The organism is Microbacterium sp. J1-1, assembly GCF_024498615.1.
Lineage (GTDB): Bacteria > Actinomycetota > Actinomycetes > Actinomycetales > Microbacteriaceae > Microbacterium > Microbacterium aurugineum.
In genome coordinates, this window is record NZ_CP089590.1 from 222,033 (window position 1) to 238,222 (window position 16,190).

Genomic DNA, 16,190 nt, shown 5'->3' on the forward strand with positions numbered 1-16,190 from the left:
CCTCCTCCGAGCCGAGCAGACCGTCCGCATCCGGCGAGAACCGCAGGGTCTCGATCAGCTCCAGCTCGGTCGCATCGGGTTGGCGCGTGCCGCCCTTCACGCGTCACCTCGACTGTGCGGCGTACTGGAAGCACCACGGCACGAACAGCAGATAGCGCACGCGGGTGTGCAGGATTGACGCGCCAGGGAACATGGCGTCGCTGATGCCGTCGCGGAGCTGCCCGATGCCCAGCTCGTTTCGGCTGTCTCGTTGCGTGAACATCGCCGCGAGTTCTCGCATCCGTAGCTGCTCGTCTGCCGACACGTCGAGCCAGGTGATCACGGACGTCATCAGGTCACCGCGTGTCTCTTGGCCTCATGGGCTTCCCGCACGCGGGCTCTGATCTCCTGCGCGTCCTGATCGGCCGCGCGCATCAGCTCCAGCAGGTGCTTGTGGTGCGCCCAGTGCTGCTGCCACAGGTCGGGCCCGACCGCCGCTTCAAAGTCGACACGAGTCGGGGATGCCTGGCGCTCGTACTCCTGTAGGCGAGCGATGCGATCTTCGATGTCAGGAACACCGCGAGATTTCGGAGAGAGCGGGGCCGAGCTGCACATCCAGGTCAGCCAGTCCTTGTTGCCCTTGCTCTGGTTGCACTTGCCGCAGGCGGGTACGAGGTTGTGTATCTCGGAGATGTATCCCGTCGGTCGCTGGTTGCTCACCAGAGGACGAAGGTGGTCCCATTCCGTGCTGGTGTCGCCGCAGTAGCTGCAGCTCACACGATCGAGCATGCCGAGAATCTCGAGGGCTGCCCGGACCTCTGCCTCGGTCGGTACGACCACGGGGATGATGCCGTTCACGAACGAGTTCGTGATGCTCGAACTCCGACCCATGATTCGCACGGGCTTCGGCATCGCGAACAAGCTGAGGTAGATCGGGGACTTCATGCCTCGATCATGGCGGAATCCGCGGCGAGAGCGTCAGAACAAGTGCCTACGGTCGCCGATACAGTGGCGGCATGACCTCGATTCCCGTGCCCTCCTCCGGTTTCGCGACCATCGATTTTGAGACCACGGGTTTCTACGCCGAGGGGACCGATCGGGCGATCGAGATTTCCGTGGTCCACTCTGAGCCGGATGGCACGATCACCGGCCAGTGGGAGACGCTCATTAACCCGGGTAGGGACCTCGGGCGTCAGGACATCCACGGCATCAGCGCTCGGGAGATCTTGCGAGCGCCGCAGTTCCCGGGCATCACTGCCGACCTGGTCGATCTGCTCTCACAGCGCGTAGTCGTGGCGCACAACGCATCCTTCGACATGAGATTCCTCGAAGCTGAGCTCGGGCGCGCGGCCTATTGGGCAGGCGTGCCGTTCGTTAGCCTCTGCACGATGCGACTGGCGCGCACCCACCTCGGTGGAAGCAGCACGCTCGCTGATTGCTGTGCTGCCTTCGACATCGAGCTCAGTGGGGCACACCGCGCAGCGGTTGATGCGCGCGCGACGGCGGAACTCCTTGGCGCTTTCGTGGCGAGCACGGGACAGTCTTCTTGGCGCGACCTGCTCGGACAGGCCGAGCGTCTCGCCCCGTACTCGGGGGAGCGCGGCAAGTGGCTCGCTCGCTCGGGCGTCGAGGAATACTCGCCCAGCTTCCTGGAGAGAATTATTGACCGCGTTCCGGACCTTAGCGACTCCGATGAGCAAGCGGAGTATGTCGCCCTCGTCGAGCGGTGCCTCCTCGATCGCTACCTGTCGGAGCACGAGAAGGATGCTCTTGTCGCGTTCGCGGAGCGAGCCGGCTTGCGACGCACAACGGTCGAGCGGCTGCACCGTGATTACCTCGCGGCCCTCGTCAGAATCGCCTGGGCGGATGGCATGGTCACCGACGATGAGCGCGCCGATCTGATCTCCGTTGCGGAGCTTCTCGAAGTCCCCGTCGAGATCGTGCTGGATGCCGTGGCTCATCCCGTTGAGATCGTGGAACCTCCGTCGATGTCTGCTTTCGTGCTGACCCCTGGAGACATTGTCGTTCTCACGGGGGAGATGACGCGAGCACGCTCCGATTGGGAGCAACGTCTCCGCGAACACGGGATCATTGTGAAGCCCGCCGTGACCAAAGCAGCGCGCCTCGTGATCGCGGCCGATCCCGACTCTCTCTCCGGCAAGGCCCGAAAAGCTCGCGACTACGGCATCCCCATCGTCGGCGAGTCTTGGCTCGCCGAACGCTACGCCTGATCTACCCAGGTAGATCAGGTCACTGACGATGCTTCAGATCTGGGCAGTGCTTCGCGACCCTCGCGCGAGTGGGCCTCGGGATCTCTTCAATCAGCTAGCTCAAGACCGCGGCGAGCTCCGGTCCCTCGCCGTCGCACAGTCGCGTCATCGCGCGCGCCACAGCTTCCGCGCGCAGCTCGATGAAGTTCGCGAAGCCCGGCCCGACCTGCGCCAGAAGCTCGGCGCCGACCACCGCGTCCGGATATGGCCCTGCATCTCGAAGAGCCGTGACGGGGATCACGTGACTCCGCAATCGAGCCTCGACCGACTCCGTGCTGGGTACGGCTTCGGCGCGCGCAGCCAAATAGGCGATCGGGTCGAGTCGACCGATCGTACGATTCGTCCGCCAAGTAATGAGAGCGCAGTTCAGTGCGGATCGATTCCGGCGTCGCTCAGCAGCTTTGCAGGGAAGAGGTGGCGGTACAGATCTGGACAAGAACCACATAGTTGAGTGTTCTGTGCACGGATTGCATCCCCGAAGGAGCTGGATGAGTCGCTCCTGTCGGGTTCACGACGTGAGGAATCCTGTCCTTCGTCTCCATGGATTAGCTCCCGCGCAGCCCGTTCACCACATAGCCGGTCGGATCCCGATCGAGTCGCCCTGATTCGAGTCCGTAGGCAAGCCCAGCTTCGAGGCGTTCCCTGATCGCGGCGGTGAGGCGCTTGCCACCGAACATGCCTAACGCGTCGCGCTTGATTTCTTCGTCGGTCATGCCGCCCGAAAGGTCGGCGCTGACACGCATCGCGTTCGCGATCTCGACCAGCGAAACATGTTCGACATCGCGAGAGGCGCCCGCTTCAACACACTTGACCCCCATCCACGTGTCGGGCTCGATTTGTTCCGGCCAGAGGAAGGGGTGTTCTCCGTTGGCCCGGATCAGCTCGCTCGGTACACAGCGGAGGATGGCGGCCGCACGCACCTGCGCGACTCGGTCGAGCCCGAAGGCGGAAGCGACAAGCTTCACGACACGCGCGCGGTGGACCGGGCCTTCTGACCGGACCACTTCCCGGATCGCGTCACGCACCTGGGTGGCGCTTCGACCGCTCGGGAGTGAGTCGAGGACGGCCACCGTTCCCAGTCGAACAGGAATCCATGGGGAGAAGTCTGCGACGTCAGGGTGTCTACGAGGCGTGAAAGGCGCGGGCTCTGTGGGAGTGATCGGCGCTGCGCGGATCAGCCCCGTCGCGCGGTCGAGCTCGACCCGTGCGCTGCTGAGGTCTTCTTTGGCCGAGATGGCCACACAAGACTCAGTGATCGAAGGCTCGGGCCCGCCCCCAGATACACCCGCGGCAACGGTCGCTTCAGATGCGTGCTCGCGTGCCGTCGCGAGGAAGTCCTTCGCATCTTCGACAGCCTCCGCCAGACGCTTCAGGGAACCCTCGTGATCGTGCAGCCACTCTGGGAGCCATACTCGCACGACGCTTGGCCAGCGCATCAGCCCCTTCAAGACATCTACCGGAAGCCCGTCGCGGTCGGCAACGGTCTGTCGTGCTCGCCAGTTCTCGCCGTCGAGGAGCACCGCGACGAGCGGCTGATCGGGCGCATCAGCATCGGCGATGCTGATGTCGACCCGAAACTCGGAGAGTCCGACATCGGTGAGCACCGCGTATCCAGCGGAGCGGAGCTCGGCGGCGATTTCATCGCGGTGTCGATCGATACGAGGCATCCGACGCGTTTCATCAGTGACCGCTTCGACACCGCGCGCGGCGAGCTCGAGGTAGGCCTTGAGGTGCTTGATACCGACCGACCCGGTCTGTTCCGCCCGAAGTTGGTCGGGGTCGAAGCTTGCGAACAGCACCACCTGACGGCGGGCGCGAGTGATCGCCACGTTGAGTCGACGTTCTCCACCGGCGCGTGACAACGGCCCGAAATTCAGGGGGAGCACCCCTCGATCGTTCACGCTGAACGCGACCGAGAACAGGATGGTGTCCCGCTCGTCGCCCTGCACGTTCTCGAGGTTCTTCACGAAAACGCCGTCGCGGGCATCCAGAGCGGCGAGGATGCGGTCATCTCCGGTGTCGCGCAGCATGTTGTCGACGAGGTCGCGCTGCTGAGCGTTGAAGGTGATGATGCCGAGCGACGGAATCTCGTCAGGTGACGCGGTGAATCGGCGACGCACCTCATCGACGATCGCCTCTGCCTCGACTCGGTTCGTGCGAAGCGCCTTCCCTCGCCCGGACCGTTCAAAGTGCCCGTGCACGCGCGCGAAGGCGATGCCGTGCCCGTCGATGCCGTCGTCTGCGGCAGTCGACATTGGAGCCGGGAATGACGAGAGCCGGTTCTCGTAGTAGTGGTGGTTGCTGAACGCGATCAGTGATTCGTCTTGGCTGCGGTAGTGCCAGGACAGCCACTTCCGGGGGACCTGGGCTTGGACGCTTTCCGAGAGAATGGACTCCTCGTCGACGACAGTCTCCGGCGTGTAGTCGGTGTCATCGTCGATCGAGGTGCCGGCGTCCGCGAACGACGTCGGCGGCATCTGCTTGCTATCGCCGACCACGACGACGGCGCGGCCTCGTCCCATCGCTCCGACGGCGTCGGCCACGCGAATCTGGGACGCCTCGTCGAACACCACGATGTCGAACAGGTCGGCTTGCGCGGGGAAGAATCGAGCGACCGACTCGGGGCTCATCAGCGTGCAAGGCATGACCTCGACGATGAGATCACCGAAGTTCTCGAGCATCGTGCGCACCGACATGCCGCCTCGCTGCCGGTCGAGTTGGCGCCGGAGGGCTCCCATCTTTCCGCCTGCCGCAGATGAGACTCGCCTGTCAGCCAACAGTTCAGCCGGGATGGATCGGGGGAGCTCGGAGCGTACCGCGTGCGTCGCGTTCGTAAACCTGCTGATGGTGCGGTTGTGTGCTTGGAGATCGAATCCGGTGAGCGCAGTCGCGTCCTGTCGTTCGAGCATCGAGGCCTTTGCGACGCCCTTGTCGAATGCGATCGCCGCGTACTCGGCCGGCACCTCACCGATCAAGAGCGCGCGCCGCGCAGATTCGAGGCCCGCCGCCCGGAGCGGTTCGAGTGCTCTGGCGAAGTCGAGCCAACGCGCGAGTCCGATGTGCCCGGTCTCCGTGATGCGACGTTCCCCACGGGTAGTCCACCACTTCGTGAGGAAGTCCGAATCACCGACCCAGTCGAGTGCGGCCTCGGAATCGGTTCGGGCGGCCGCTTGCAACTCTCGCCAGGCGGACTGGAAGCGGTCCAGCTCTCCAGCGGATGCCCCGACCGGTGTGCTCGCGAAGTACGCGCGTAAGGCGCCGACGAACGGGTCATCGCTGTTCCCGAGAGCCGTACAGAGCCACGTGGTCCAGTTGAGCCGGGACAAGACGCCCTCGGCGTCGGCCGGAATGAGCGGGTTGAATGAGGCATCCACGAGTGGGATCGGGACTTTGCCGAGTCGTTCGCGGAGCGTGTCAACTGCGGTCGCCGTCGTATCCATTTCGCCGGTCAACGACGACAGATCCTTCAATCGGATGGTCTTCGGCTCGACCGTGAGTTCGTCGGTGAAGCGGGCCAGAACTTCACGTCTGCGCTTCTTGCGCCCGAAGAAACCCGAAGCGTCAGCAGCGACGGCGTCGCGGTGAATTCCGTGGATGTCACGGGCAAGAACGCTCGCTCCAACCCGTGCGAGCCATGCCGGCTTCGGGAAGTTCGACACTTCAGCGCGAAGGCTCACCAGGAATGCGGTCCACGCCGGGTCTGAGAGGGCGTCGATCGTTGCGAGCGGGTGGCGTGGCGCGCGACTCACTTCGGTCCACGTTGTGATGCCTGCGGGCGAGCCTTTGAGGGCGAGTTGGTTGAGCGGAATCCCACTCTCGACCACAGCACCGAGGGCTGAATCGAACGCTGCTGCCACGGCATGCAGCTGGGAGCTCTCGACACGAGTGCCTGGGCGTTCATCAACGAAGCCCCACGGGTGGTTCAGGCTCGGTCGGGCCAAGTCCGCGGTTTCGGGGAGCTGACGAAGTGCTTGGCGGAGCGAGTCGAGGGTCGGCGTATCGGCATTCGCGACCAGCGACGAGGGAATCGTGAGCGTGGGTGCATCTGGGTCTAAGGCCAAGTCGGTCGTTCGGGCGGAGTAGAGCGAGAGGCCCGCGGCGTTCGGCTCGTGCAACCGATCTGCGTACCTAGCGAGTGAACGCCTGCTCGACTGGGCGGCTTCACTGTCGGCGTGAAGCTTCGTGCTGTCGGCCCGAACGTTGAGGTCGAGCGCGCGTTTGATCTGAGCTCGCACTGCGGCAGGGCGTGCCGACTTATCGTGCAGATCCAACGAGAGATCGCCGAGGCCGACGGATTCGAGTCGGGTCTTCACCACGTCGAGCGCCGCCCGCTTCTCGGCGACGAACAGCACTCGCTTTCCAGCCGCCAGGGAGCGCGCGAGCAGATTGGTGATCGTCTGCGATTTACCCGTGCCTGGAGGGCCTTCAATGACGAAGGTTCGACCGGCGACCGCTTCGGCAACCGCATCGAGCTGGGAGGCGTCGGCGGCCACGGGCACGGATTCGCCGAGCTCGTCGAGGTCCACTCCGGCGGCAGGCGCGATCGGGTCGGAGAAGGGCTCGAGCGGAGTCTGGATGAGGTGCGAGACTAGCGAGTTCTTGGCGAGTACTTCCCAGTTCTCGTCGAGATCTTTCCAGAGACGGAACTTCGCGAACTGCAGGATCGAGAGATCGACAGACTCCTCGACCCGGAAGGGCAGACCGGCCGCCGCGATCGCGGTGCGCGCAGCGTGGAACGCGGCGGGGAGATCGATGCCCGAGGCATCCTCGACTGGGTTCGCAAGCCCGGCAATCTCCAGTCCGAACGAGAGCCGAAGCTTTTCGAGAAGGCAGTAGTTCGGGGTAGAGGTGCCGGCTTCGTCGAGGACGAGGCGGTACTCCTGACCACGATTCGCCGTGGTCAGGTTCACCGGCACCAAGACAAGCGGCGACCGGAGCTCCCGATCGCCGAACTTCCAATGCAGCATCCCGAAGGCGAGGTAGAGGTTGTTCGCGCCGCTCTCTTCAACAACGGTCTTGGCCTTGTATGCGAGGTAGCGAAGCTTGCTCGTGTAGCTGGCGCCTGTGATGTCGATGTACGCGCGGCGCTTCGTGGTGAGTGCTTCCTCGCGATTCGATTCAGGGAGGTCCTTCGCCCAACGAACGCCGCGCACCTTATCGACGGTCGGAATGTCGTCGGACGCGTTGAGGGCAACTGCCTGGCCAGCGTTGATCGTGTCTTCGAGTCGAGCGACCGACGAGGGTGGAACCTCCAGGCGATAGCCGGCACGGTCGGTGTAATTGATCAACTTGTTCCGAAGGCTGAGGTCGAGCAGCGCGTTCTTCCACAACTGCACGCGACGTGGAACCGTCGACCCGCCAGGAGTGGAGCCCGCGGCCCCACTCGGCGCAAAGTACGGCTCGGGAGCCACCGGCTTCGGCGCCTCGTACGCGGTGATGACGACAGTTCCGTCGGTCGCGACTGCGCGACTCGGGAGCGGGAAGATCTGATGCTCGCGGGCCTCGCGCACGTCGGTGACCCCGAGCAACTCGTTCCACTCGGCGTCGGGGCGAAGGTACCTCGCCCGGGGTGCGCGATTCGCGTCGCCGAACGAACGGGACTCAGCGCCGCCAGTGAGCATCGTTGTTTCGATGAGCCCGATATGGCCGAGATCGACGAGATTGGCAAGCTCCATCGCGTCGGTTGTGGCGACGGTACCGAGCGAGTGGTCGGAGCGCCAGTATCCGAGGAAGATGTGCCCGTTTGCGAGCCACATGGTCGAGTTAACTCCGGCGAGCTCGAGCGCCGATGCCATCGTGATCGTGGTGTCGAGGCACGTGCCGAGACGCTCTTCGAGGACCTCGCGCGGGGTTCGAACTCGCTGGCCACGCTGTCCCCAGGTCGCGGGCGGCTCGGCATATCGTATGTCCCGACCTCGAATCGCATCGTAGATCGCAGCTGCGATCGCATCGACCCGCTCGGGACTCTCGGACTGGTATCCGTCGATCTCGGTGTTCCCTGTTGCAACACCGAGAAGATCGCTTGCTTCGACGAGCAGGGACGGAAGTGCGGAGGAATTGGGTTGCACGTGGGCTGCCAGCAGTTCGAGGCCGAGTTGAAGCGGAGTGCCGATCCACTGATCCGCCGCGAGCACCCGGACATCCTTCGATGACAGCGCGAGCACGGTTCCTGCCGCGTCGCGAAGCGTGACGCGCAGCACGCCTTGCTGTTCCACGTCGATCTCAAGCATGCGCTGCGGGTCGAGTTGCAGTCCGATGTCGCGGATGGTCGTCGACTGTCCGACCTCCAAGTCGACAAACTGTACCTTCGGGTCGCCGAGGGAGCCGGTTGCGGAGAGTACATCGATTTCGAGGGATGCCCCGCGGTGATCTTCGAGGACATCGACGATAGTGACCTCGTCGAGCACCGGAATTTGGTTCATCGCCATCGGATAGCTGAGGTACGTGATCGCGTTCGTCTCGATGCGCGCGACGGCTCGCTGAGTGATCGATCCGGGCGTCGCGACGGCACCAGCCGCATCGTTGGGAATCCGGGCGCGAGTGCCAGGGTCGAGCGGAGCAGTCGACTCGGCGGCCGGCTGACCGGAGTTGGCCATCGCGGGAGCAGGAAGTATGGGGGTCTTCAACCTCGCGACTTCGGCGGCCTCGTCGTCGGCGGCAATCAGACGAAGGAGCAGCTCCATCGAATCCATAGCGCGGTATGCCTGGGCGGCAGAGAACGATTGATTGTGTGCCCAGCCATTGCGGACCTGCCGAAGCTCGCTCGCATACAGCTTGCCCTGACGCGACAACGCACGTTCGAACGGGTAGCCGAGCTCGCCGAGATGTTCGGTCATGGCGCGTAGCATCAAGGAGAGGTCACCGCGCGAGTACTGGGTGACGTTGCGACCACCGCGACGGTCCTTCTGCTGAAGGATCGTGGTCCAATCACTGATGTCAGGTGCAGCCTCGGCGAGCACGCGGTCTACGAACGGGCGCAAGCCGTCGATCAGTACTCCGAGCGCATCGCCGACGTCGGAATGATGGTTGCTGTCTCGCACGGGTCTCCTCCTGCTGGACCTTTCGATGCCGAGTCGATCGACGATAGGGGTGACCGACGACATCGCAGGGAGTAAGGCGAGGGTATCGGACGGCTCTCCGTCGACGGAACATGTGCGAACGGCGTCTCATACCCAGTTCCTAGCTCAAGACCGCGGCGAGCTCCGGCCCTTCGCCCTCGCACAGTCGCGTCATTGCGCGAGCCACGGCTTCGGCGCGCAACTCGATGAAGCTCGCGAAGTCCGGCCCGACCTGCGCCAGAAGTTCGGCGCCGACCACCGCGTCCGGATATGGCCCTGCATCTCGAAGAGCCGTGACGGGGATCACGTGACTCCGCAGCCGAGCCTCAACGGAGTCCACGCTCGGAGCAGCCTCGGCGCGCGCTGCCAGGTAGGCGATCGGGTCGAGTCGACCGATCGTGCGATTCGTCCGCCACGTGATGAGGGCGCAGTTCAGTGCCAGGTTCGGATCGATTCCGGCGTCGCTCAGCAGCTTCGCCGGGAAGAGGTGGTGGTACTCGCGTTTCCGGACGTTGGATGCGCTGAGCGGTGAGTCATCCGCGAAATCACGCGCACCGAAGTAGTTGGTCGCGGCGAGTATCGCGCGCGCGAGGCTGCTCCGCCCACTCGGCCACCCCGCGGCCTGGAGCGCCCGAGTACTGGGAAGCGGGTACACCTCGCGGTTGAGGACGGGCACGGTCGAGTCGAGCATCGTGAGCGCACCGGGAGTCGGCGCGGACGCAAAGGTGAGGAGCGGCTTGGCGTCCGCATGCGCACGAGTCGCCGCTGCGCCGTCGTAGCGGCCGGTGAAGAACGAGGTCCACAGGTACTTCCTGCCGATGTGTTCGACGAGCCCTCGGGCATCTCCGAGCTTGGGGGCACGAACGAACATCGCAGCCACGACAGGCACCGCTACGGCCGTGGGCAGTCGCTCGGCATCCCAGATTCGCATCTGTCCCAGAAGCTCGATCGCGTCAAGGAGTCCTTGTAGCGTGAGGTCCCATTCCTTGACGAGTCGATCGGCATCGAGGCTGAAGAAGCCAGACTTGTTCGGCGAGAGATCCTGGTGCAGCGCGATCGTCTGAAGGAGGAGATCGGACACGGAACCGAAAGGGCCGACGTGCGGATGCTGCGCGACGAACGTGTCGATCATCTCCTGCAGCCGAGCTCCGGTCGCGTTCTCCACCTCTGCGACGACGATGTCGAACGGGCGAAGCGGCTTTGCATTGGTGTTCATATTGATGAACACCTCGAGAGCGACCGACTTGGGTGTGCTGGCGGGAAGATTCAAGTACGGGAGTCGATAGTGCTTGACCGTCTCACGGAGTGGAGAAACGACGTCGTCCTTGAGGAACCGTCGCCGCGCGTCGTAGGCCTCCATGGCGGCGAAGATCTGTGTCGCATCGGATTCGGCGTGGAGCGCGGGCTTGAGGTGCGAAGTCGCCTTCTCGATCCACGCGCCTACCTCATCATCCGACGCGGGGTCCAGAAGGTGCACGGGAATCAGGCCTCGCTGTGCGCATTGAGCGGGGTCTTCTGTCCAGCGCGGCATCAACTGCCCGTTCTTGTTCTTCCACGTCGTGTACGACCAGACGTCGACGCCGTCATCATCGTTCTGCGGGTCCTCGTCGAGCAGTGGGTGGTGGACGAAGAACTTGCGATCCTCGTAGTTGCCTTTGAGTGAGCGCCAAAGCGCGGTGAGTCGTTGCTGCCCGTCGAGAAGGTGCTCCGTGACCTTCGCATGCGTCTGCGGAGCGGTCACCAGCGGCCGCGAATGGAACTGCTCTTCCTCGCCGACGTCGAGGACAAGAGTGATCCCCAGCGGAAGATCACGGATGATCGTGCGCAGCATTGATTCGATTCGGCGTCGGTCCCAGGCCTCACCGCGCTGAAAACTTGGAAGGTGAAGCCTGCCGGCAGCGATATCGGAGAGCCACTGGTGGACGGGCCGATCGAGGGCTTTGCTCCCGGTGCTCATTACTCGCCCACCTCGCCCTTCGCGCTGCGGCGTCTGAATGTGCGTCCGGCGAAGTCGGCGAACGATCCAGCGATCTCCTTGGCCTTGTCCACGCCCTCAGCGCCGATGCGTGTCGCCGCCTCGATGCCTTCGGTGCCGAGGCGGAGCGCCGTGTCTACGCCGTCGCTGCCGGCTCGGAGCAAGTCATCGCGGGTGTCCGCAACTGCGGCCGACCAACGCCGGGACTCAAGCTCGTCTGGGGCCGCTTCGACGCCGAGGTGATCGTGGAAAGTTCCGACAGAGTCATTGACTGCGTTCCTCGACCGAACAATCGCCGGAGACTCGAGCGGATTGAAGAGCACCTTCGAGTTCGCAAGCGACGCAGCCACGTCCATGCGATTGAGGAGCTGCCGCGTGGCTTGTGTGATCACCTCCGCGCGGTTGGCGCGAGCCGTCCGGAGCGCGATTCGGTGACGGTCGAGTTCCTCGGGAGATGTCTGGAGGACGCGGTCGAGTTCGATGACCCCTGTCGCCTCCTGCAGGTAGAAGCAGTGTGCGAGCACAGCGAGCCAATCCTGCACGTGACGGTCGACGTTCTTCGACAGGTCGGCGAGTTCATTGACGGACTTGCTTTCTAGCTTTTCCGCAAGGGCATCGATCTGGCGCAAGGCGTATGCCTGGGTGCGCGCGATCGTCATCGCCGATCCCTGCACCTTTGACCAAGTCACGTCTGAAACGCCACCGACTTCCTTTCGGATGGTCAGCGCCTCTTCGAGCATCATGTCCACGCCGATCATGTCCGCGAGCACAGCATCTTTCTGCGCTCGGAGCACGTCATCGACCTTCTCGTCTATGACGGCGAGATAGTCGGTGATCTCTTCCATGGTCTGCTGCATCGCGACCTGGGCCATGATTCCCGCGACGCCCGCCAGCATGGCTGGGTTAGTCAGCATCGATCCCGGTGTCTTGAGAAACTGCAAATTCTTCGCGAACTGCCCATTGGGAGCACGGAGAGTTGCGTGCAGGTTTCCGCTTGAGGAGTTCGTCACTTTGGGCAGCTTCTGAGCAGCAGCCCACGACTCCTCAGTCAGCTTCATCCAGCGCCCGGAGTTCGCTGTGAGCTCGGAGCCTGCCTTGAGAGCAGCGGCGCCACCTCCGAAGGCGCTCCCAAGCCGCGGAAGTTCAAGATCGCGAGACTCGAGGCGATTGGATGTCAAGAACTGTTCCACGCTGGACGCTGGGCCGATCAGGGCGAGCCCATCCCCGTCGGTGATCAGCTCGATCTCGGAGAGATCTACGTCGTCCATACGTGATGCCCTTTCGTGCGAAACCCCATGCGCGCCTATGAAGATCATGGCGTATGCGCACGACAACGCGACACTGCGCACCTCCTGCCGCCCTTCCCCCGCCCCCGGTTCCTCCGACATGATGAAGAGGACCGACCTCGAAGGAGTCCGCCGTGTCACTCATATCGCCCCCGGCGCCGCAGTCCGACACCACTGCCGCCGGGCTCCCCGGAGCTGTGGTGATCATAGGCATCCGACGGCTCCTGATCTGGGCCCTCGTCGCGGGAGTCCTCTACTCCGTCTTCATGAGCGGCAGCAAGGGATTCTGCCCGGGAGGAATCGATGCTGAGGGCGGGTTCATCGACGCGGAGGGCCGATCGGTCGAGCAGGCTCCGATGTGCGTCTCGTTGGCACTCCGTCCCAGCGTGTTCGTCTATGTCGGCATCGCGCTGATCGTCCTGATCGCGATTGGGCGCGTCACCAAGGCATCGGATGAGCGGGCCGCCCTGAGGACACTGGAACGCGCGATCCGAGGAGCCGGTCTGCTCGTCGCCATAGCGCTCGTGGTCTCGCACGTGTGGTTCCAGCTGATTCCGCTCGAGCAGTTCTCATCCAGCTCCTGGTCCGTCTTCAGCCCCTTCCCGCTCGGGGTCATCGACGTCGTGATCGAGCCGATGACGGGGCCCTGACGCCCGGACGGCAGGTGTTCTACCTCTAGATCGGATCTTCGGGCACTCGAAAGCCCGCCATCACGATTGCGGCACGTTCACGCCTCGGGCGCACGCGTCAGGTTAGCGTGCCTTCATGAAACGTCGGCGCGGTATTGCGATCCTGCTCCTTGCGCCGATGCTGGCATTGACGGCGTGCACGCCTGCCGCCACCGGAACCCTGGGCCTACTCCGGCAGCGGGACGGCTCACTCGAAGTCCTCGTGCGCCTGTGCCACGGCTCGGTCGATTTCCTCGAGCTCCGTGCCGTCAACTCCTTCCCTCCCAACCAAGACGGCGATCCCGATGGGTGGACCAACGTCAAGACGAAGGAGTTCACAACCTGTCGGAGCCGATCAGCGGCGAGGGCGAGGTGGCGATGCCGTTCCGCGAGCAGACACTTGGGAAAGACGTCCTCTTCGCAGTGAAGGCGTTCGGCGACAACGGCGAGAACGCGGAGTCCGGCCTCTTCAGCGCGAGCGAGCTGGCGGCCGTGAAACCTGGCGAGGTGCTCACGCCCATCGGGATGTTCGCGTCCGACATCTACGACTCTTCGGATGACCCCGTCGTGAGTCCCGAGGAATTCGAGCGGTTCGCAGAAGACTTCTGCTCGTGATGCTCGGGTGCCGACCTCGCTACCGCACCGCTCGCACCCGCAGTCCGAACGCGATCCCCGCGAGCGCGATCACCACGATCCCGTACCCGACGCACACCGCTTCGAGCCCGAACACCCCGACCAGCGCACCGGCGATCACGGCCGGCACTCCGAAGGCCAGATACGCCAGCACATACAGGACGGCGAAGGTGTCGGCCCGCTGCGTCGCCGGGATCCGCGGAGCCAACGACGCGACGACTCCTGAGAACGCGGTTCCGAAGCCCATGCCGGTGACCGCCGCCGCGACGAGGTAGAACGGCAGCGACCCCACCCCCAGCGCGATCAGCGACAGCAGCGTCCCGACCCCGAGCGCCGACGTGCCGAACAGCACCATCGATCGCGCGGAGATCCGCCGCAGCACGAAGGCCGTCACCGCACCGACACCGGCGAGCAGCACGACGCCGAGCCCCTGCCACACGTGCGCCTCCCCGCCGAGCTCGCCCCGCACGATGTTCGCGCCGAGCGACAGGAAGAGTCCACCCGTCGCCCACCCCGCGATCACGGCCGGAGCTCCACGCCAGAAGTCGGCCCGAATCGCCGGAGGGATCGACAGTCGGAAGCTCAGCGACGCCCACACTCCGGGCGTGCGCGGCGCGGTCTCCGGCACCAGCAGGAACAGCGCCGCCAGCACGAGGTAGACCGAGCTCAAGGGCGCGAACACGTCGAGCAGGGCCTCGCCGCTCACGTCGAGCATCACCCCGGACGCAAGCGCCCCGAGCGCGAGTCCGATCCCGGGGCTCAGTGCGTTCCACAGCGCCGCGACCCCGGCGCGCCCACCCGGTGCGAAGTCGAGCACCGTCGCCGACAGGGCCGAGATCAGCAGACCACTCGCCACGCCCTGCAGGATGCGCGCGAGGAACAGCACCGCGACGGCATCGGCGTGCCAGAAGAGGAACATGCTCCCGGCCAGCAGCAGGAACCCGGCGATCGCGACAGGACGACGACCCACGTGATCCGAGACCGAACCGGCGGTGAGGAGTGTGAGCAGCAGCGCCACCGCGTACACCGCGAACACGGCGCTGATCACCACAGCCGGGAACCCGATGTCCTGCGCGAGCACCGGATAGAACGGCGACGGCGCACTCGCCCCGACCATCATCAGGATCTGCGCCACGATCGCCAGCACGAATCCGAGCCGCGCCCGGGGGACTGCGCCGGGCGAGGTGCTGTCCGCCATCGATGGACGGATGATCGGCGCGGTGCTGGTCATGGCGACTCCTCATAAGGTTCGAGAATCATCGAACTATCGGAGCGTACTCGCCATCCTGTGATTGTTCAACTATTCTCGAACCATGCCTGGCGATCTCCCTCACCCGGAGCGCTCCGAGATCCAGCTCACGGACGTGCTCTTCGCGCTCAGTGACCCCGAGCGCCTCGCCATCGCGCGCCAGCTCGCCGACGGACCCCTCGACATGGCCGCCTGCCACGCCACCGATCCGAACCTCCCGAAGTCGACCAAGTCGCACTTCATGAAGGTGCTGCGCGAAGCCGGAGTCATCCGCAACGAGCCCAACGGGCGCCGGCGGATGCTGACGCTCCGACGCGACGACCTCGACGCGCTCTTCCCGGGGCTGTTGGATTCGGTGCTGCGCGCTCCGTGATCGCCCGCCGGTCGTCGAGCCGGGATTCCTTGCCCACCCGAAAGAGTGAGTGTATAGTCACTCATATGTCCAGCACGCGCAGTTCCATCCTCTCGACAGCCGACGCCCGTCGGCCCCTCGTGGCCGCGGCAGCGCTGGCGGCGTTCGCGCGCGGCGGCTATCACGGCACGACCGTCGCCGACGTGGCTCGCGAGGCCAAGATCTCGCCGGCCTACGTCTTCAAGCTGTACTCCGGCAAGGAGGCGTTGTTCGTCGTGGCGCTCGAAGCTTGCTTCGACGCGATCCTCGCCGCCCTCGAGGAAGGGGCGGATGCCGCCGCCGACACCTCGCCGGAAGGCGTGCTCGACGCGATGGGTGACGCCTACGCGCACCTCATCTCCGACCGGACGCTGTTGATGTTGCAGGTGCACGCGCAATCGGTCGCCGAGATCCCCGCCGTCGGTGGGGCGCTGCGGCAAGGGCTCGAACGCGTCACGACGTTCGCGAAGACCCGTTCTCGGGCGAGCGACGACGACGTGCAGCGCTTCATCGCGTACGGGCAGCTCTGTCACCTGATCGTCACGACGCAGCTCGACGGGCGCCCGGGGGACTGGGTCGCCCTGCTGACCAAGGGGATCACGCACCCCGACTGATGCTTCTGTCGGAGGCGGGTCCTTTTCCGCGTCCTCTAGAGTGAGTGAGCAATCACTCAGCACCTCC

At 64.7% G+C, this 16,190-nt stretch carries 12 protein-coding genes; 5 read left to right on the top strand and 7 right to left on the bottom strand.

Annotated features, from left to right (window positions below):
• Positions 1–103: 103 nt before the first annotated feature.
• Together LRQ07_RS01065 and LRQ07_RS01070 are read right to left on the bottom strand one after the other, a co-directional pair.
• On the bottom strand, positions 104–331 hold the full coding sequence (locus LRQ07_RS01065; RefSeq protein WP_256535577.1) for a DUF6361 family protein: 228 nt from the start codon (positions 329–331) through the stop codon (positions 104–106).
• Entirely contained in the window at positions 331–924 is a 594-nt protein-coding gene (locus LRQ07_RS01070; RefSeq protein WP_256535578.1) for an HNH endonuclease, read from the bottom strand. Before LRQ07_RS01070 ends, LRQ07_RS01065 begins: the two co-directional genes overlap by 1 nt.
• 71 nt (positions 925–995) lie before the next feature.
• Here LRQ07_RS01070 and LRQ07_RS01075 point away from each other — a divergent pair, with 71 nt between their 5' ends.
• Positions 996–2,210 (top strand): exonuclease domain-containing protein, encoded by a 1,215-nt coding sequence (locus tag LRQ07_RS01075; protein ID WP_256535579.1) that lies wholly within the window; start codon positions 996–998, stop codon positions 2,208–2,210.
• Between the two features lie 94 nt (positions 2,211–2,304).
• Here LRQ07_RS01075 and LRQ07_RS01080 read toward each other — a convergent pair whose 3' ends face one another.
• From LRQ07_RS01080 to LRQ07_RS01095, 4 genes are all read right to left on the bottom strand, one after another.
• Entirely contained in the window at positions 2,305–2,490 is a 186-nt protein-coding gene (locus tag LRQ07_RS01080; protein WP_256535580.1) for a hypothetical protein, read from the bottom strand.
• Between the two features lie 304 nt (positions 2,491–2,794).
• Complete coding sequence (locus LRQ07_RS01085; RefSeq protein WP_256535581.1) at positions 2,795–9,289, bottom strand: DUF3320 domain-containing protein; 6,495 nt, start codon at positions 9,287–9,289, stop codon at positions 2,795–2,797.
• 139 nt (positions 9,290–9,428) lie between these two features.
• Positions 9,429–11,264 carry a DUF262 domain-containing protein gene (locus tag LRQ07_RS01090; protein WP_256535582.1) on the bottom strand — a complete coding sequence of 612 codons (1,836 nt, stop codon included), beginning with the start codon at positions 11,262–11,264 and terminating at the stop codon, positions 9,429–9,431.
• On the bottom strand, positions 11,264–12,550 hold the full coding sequence (locus tag LRQ07_RS01095; RefSeq protein ID WP_256535583.1) for a hypothetical protein: 1,287 nt from the start codon (positions 12,548–12,550) through the stop codon (positions 11,264–11,266). Before LRQ07_RS01095 ends, LRQ07_RS01090 begins: the two co-directional genes overlap by 1 nt.
• A 152-nt stretch (positions 12,551–12,702) precedes the next feature.
• Between LRQ07_RS01095 and LRQ07_RS01100 the strand changes: the two genes are divergently transcribed.
• On the top strand, positions 12,703–13,218 hold the full coding sequence (locus LRQ07_RS01100) for a hypothetical protein (protein WP_256535584.1): 516 nt from the start codon (positions 12,703–12,705) through the stop codon (positions 13,216–13,218).
• A gap of 327 nt (positions 13,219–13,545) precedes the next feature.
• Positions 13,546–13,851, top strand: a complete 306-nt coding sequence (locus LRQ07_RS01105; RefSeq protein WP_256535585.1) for a hypothetical protein — start codon at positions 13,546–13,548, stop codon at positions 13,849–13,851.
• A gap of 19 nt (positions 13,852–13,870) precedes the next feature.
• Here LRQ07_RS01105 and LRQ07_RS01110 read toward each other — a convergent pair whose 3' ends face one another.
• Positions 13,871–15,100: an MFS transporter gene (locus LRQ07_RS01110; protein ID WP_256535586.1), complete on the bottom strand. Its 1,230-nt coding sequence runs from the start codon at positions 15,098–15,100 to the stop codon at positions 13,871–13,873.
• Between the two features lie 82 nt (positions 15,101–15,182).
• On the opposite strand from LRQ07_RS01110, the gene LRQ07_RS01115 reads away from it, so the two are divergent.
• Together LRQ07_RS01115 and LRQ07_RS01120 are read left to right on the top strand one after the other, a co-directional pair.
• A complete protein-coding gene (locus LRQ07_RS01115) occupies positions 15,183–15,491 on the top strand; it encodes an ArsR/SmtB family transcription factor (RefSeq protein ID WP_232762871.1) in 309 nt (102 codons plus the stop codon).
• A gap of 65 nt (positions 15,492–15,556) precedes the next feature.
• Positions 15,557–16,123, top strand: a complete 567-nt coding sequence (locus LRQ07_RS01120) for a TetR/AcrR family transcriptional regulator (protein ID WP_131493087.1) — start codon at positions 15,557–15,559, stop codon at positions 16,121–16,123.
• Positions 16,124–16,190: the final 67 nt, after the last annotated feature.

Bases quoted from the DNA above. Each gene is read 5' to 3' on its own strand.
- LRQ07_RS01065 (WP_256535577.1), bottom strand. From the start codon at position 331: ATGACGTCCGTGATCACCTGGCTCGACGTGTCGGCAGACGAGCAGCTA.
- LRQ07_RS01070 (WP_256535578.1), bottom strand. From the start codon at position 924: ATGAAGTCCCCGATCTACCTCAGCTTGTTCGCGATGCCGAAGCCCGTG.
- LRQ07_RS01075 (WP_256535579.1), top strand. From the start codon at position 996: ATGACCTCGATTCCCGTGCCCTCCTCCGGTTTCGCGACCATCGATTTT.
- LRQ07_RS01090 (WP_256535582.1), bottom strand. From the start codon at position 11,264: ATGAGCACCGGGAGCAAAGCCCTCGATCGGCCCGTCCACCAGTGGCTC.
- LRQ07_RS01095 (WP_256535583.1), bottom strand. From the start codon at position 12,550: ATGGACGACGTAGATCTCTCCGAGATCGAGCTGATCACCGACGGGGAT.
- LRQ07_RS01110 (WP_256535586.1), bottom strand. From the start codon at position 15,100: ATGACCAGCACCGCGCCGATCATCCGTCCATCGATGGCGGACAGCACC.
- LRQ07_RS01115 (WP_232762871.1), top strand. From the start codon at position 15,183: ATGCCTGGCGATCTCCCTCACCCGGAGCGCTCCGAGATCCAGCTCACG.
- LRQ07_RS01120 (WP_131493087.1), top strand. From the start codon at position 15,557: ATGTCCAGCACGCGCAGTTCCATCCTCTCGACAGCCGACGCCCGTCGG.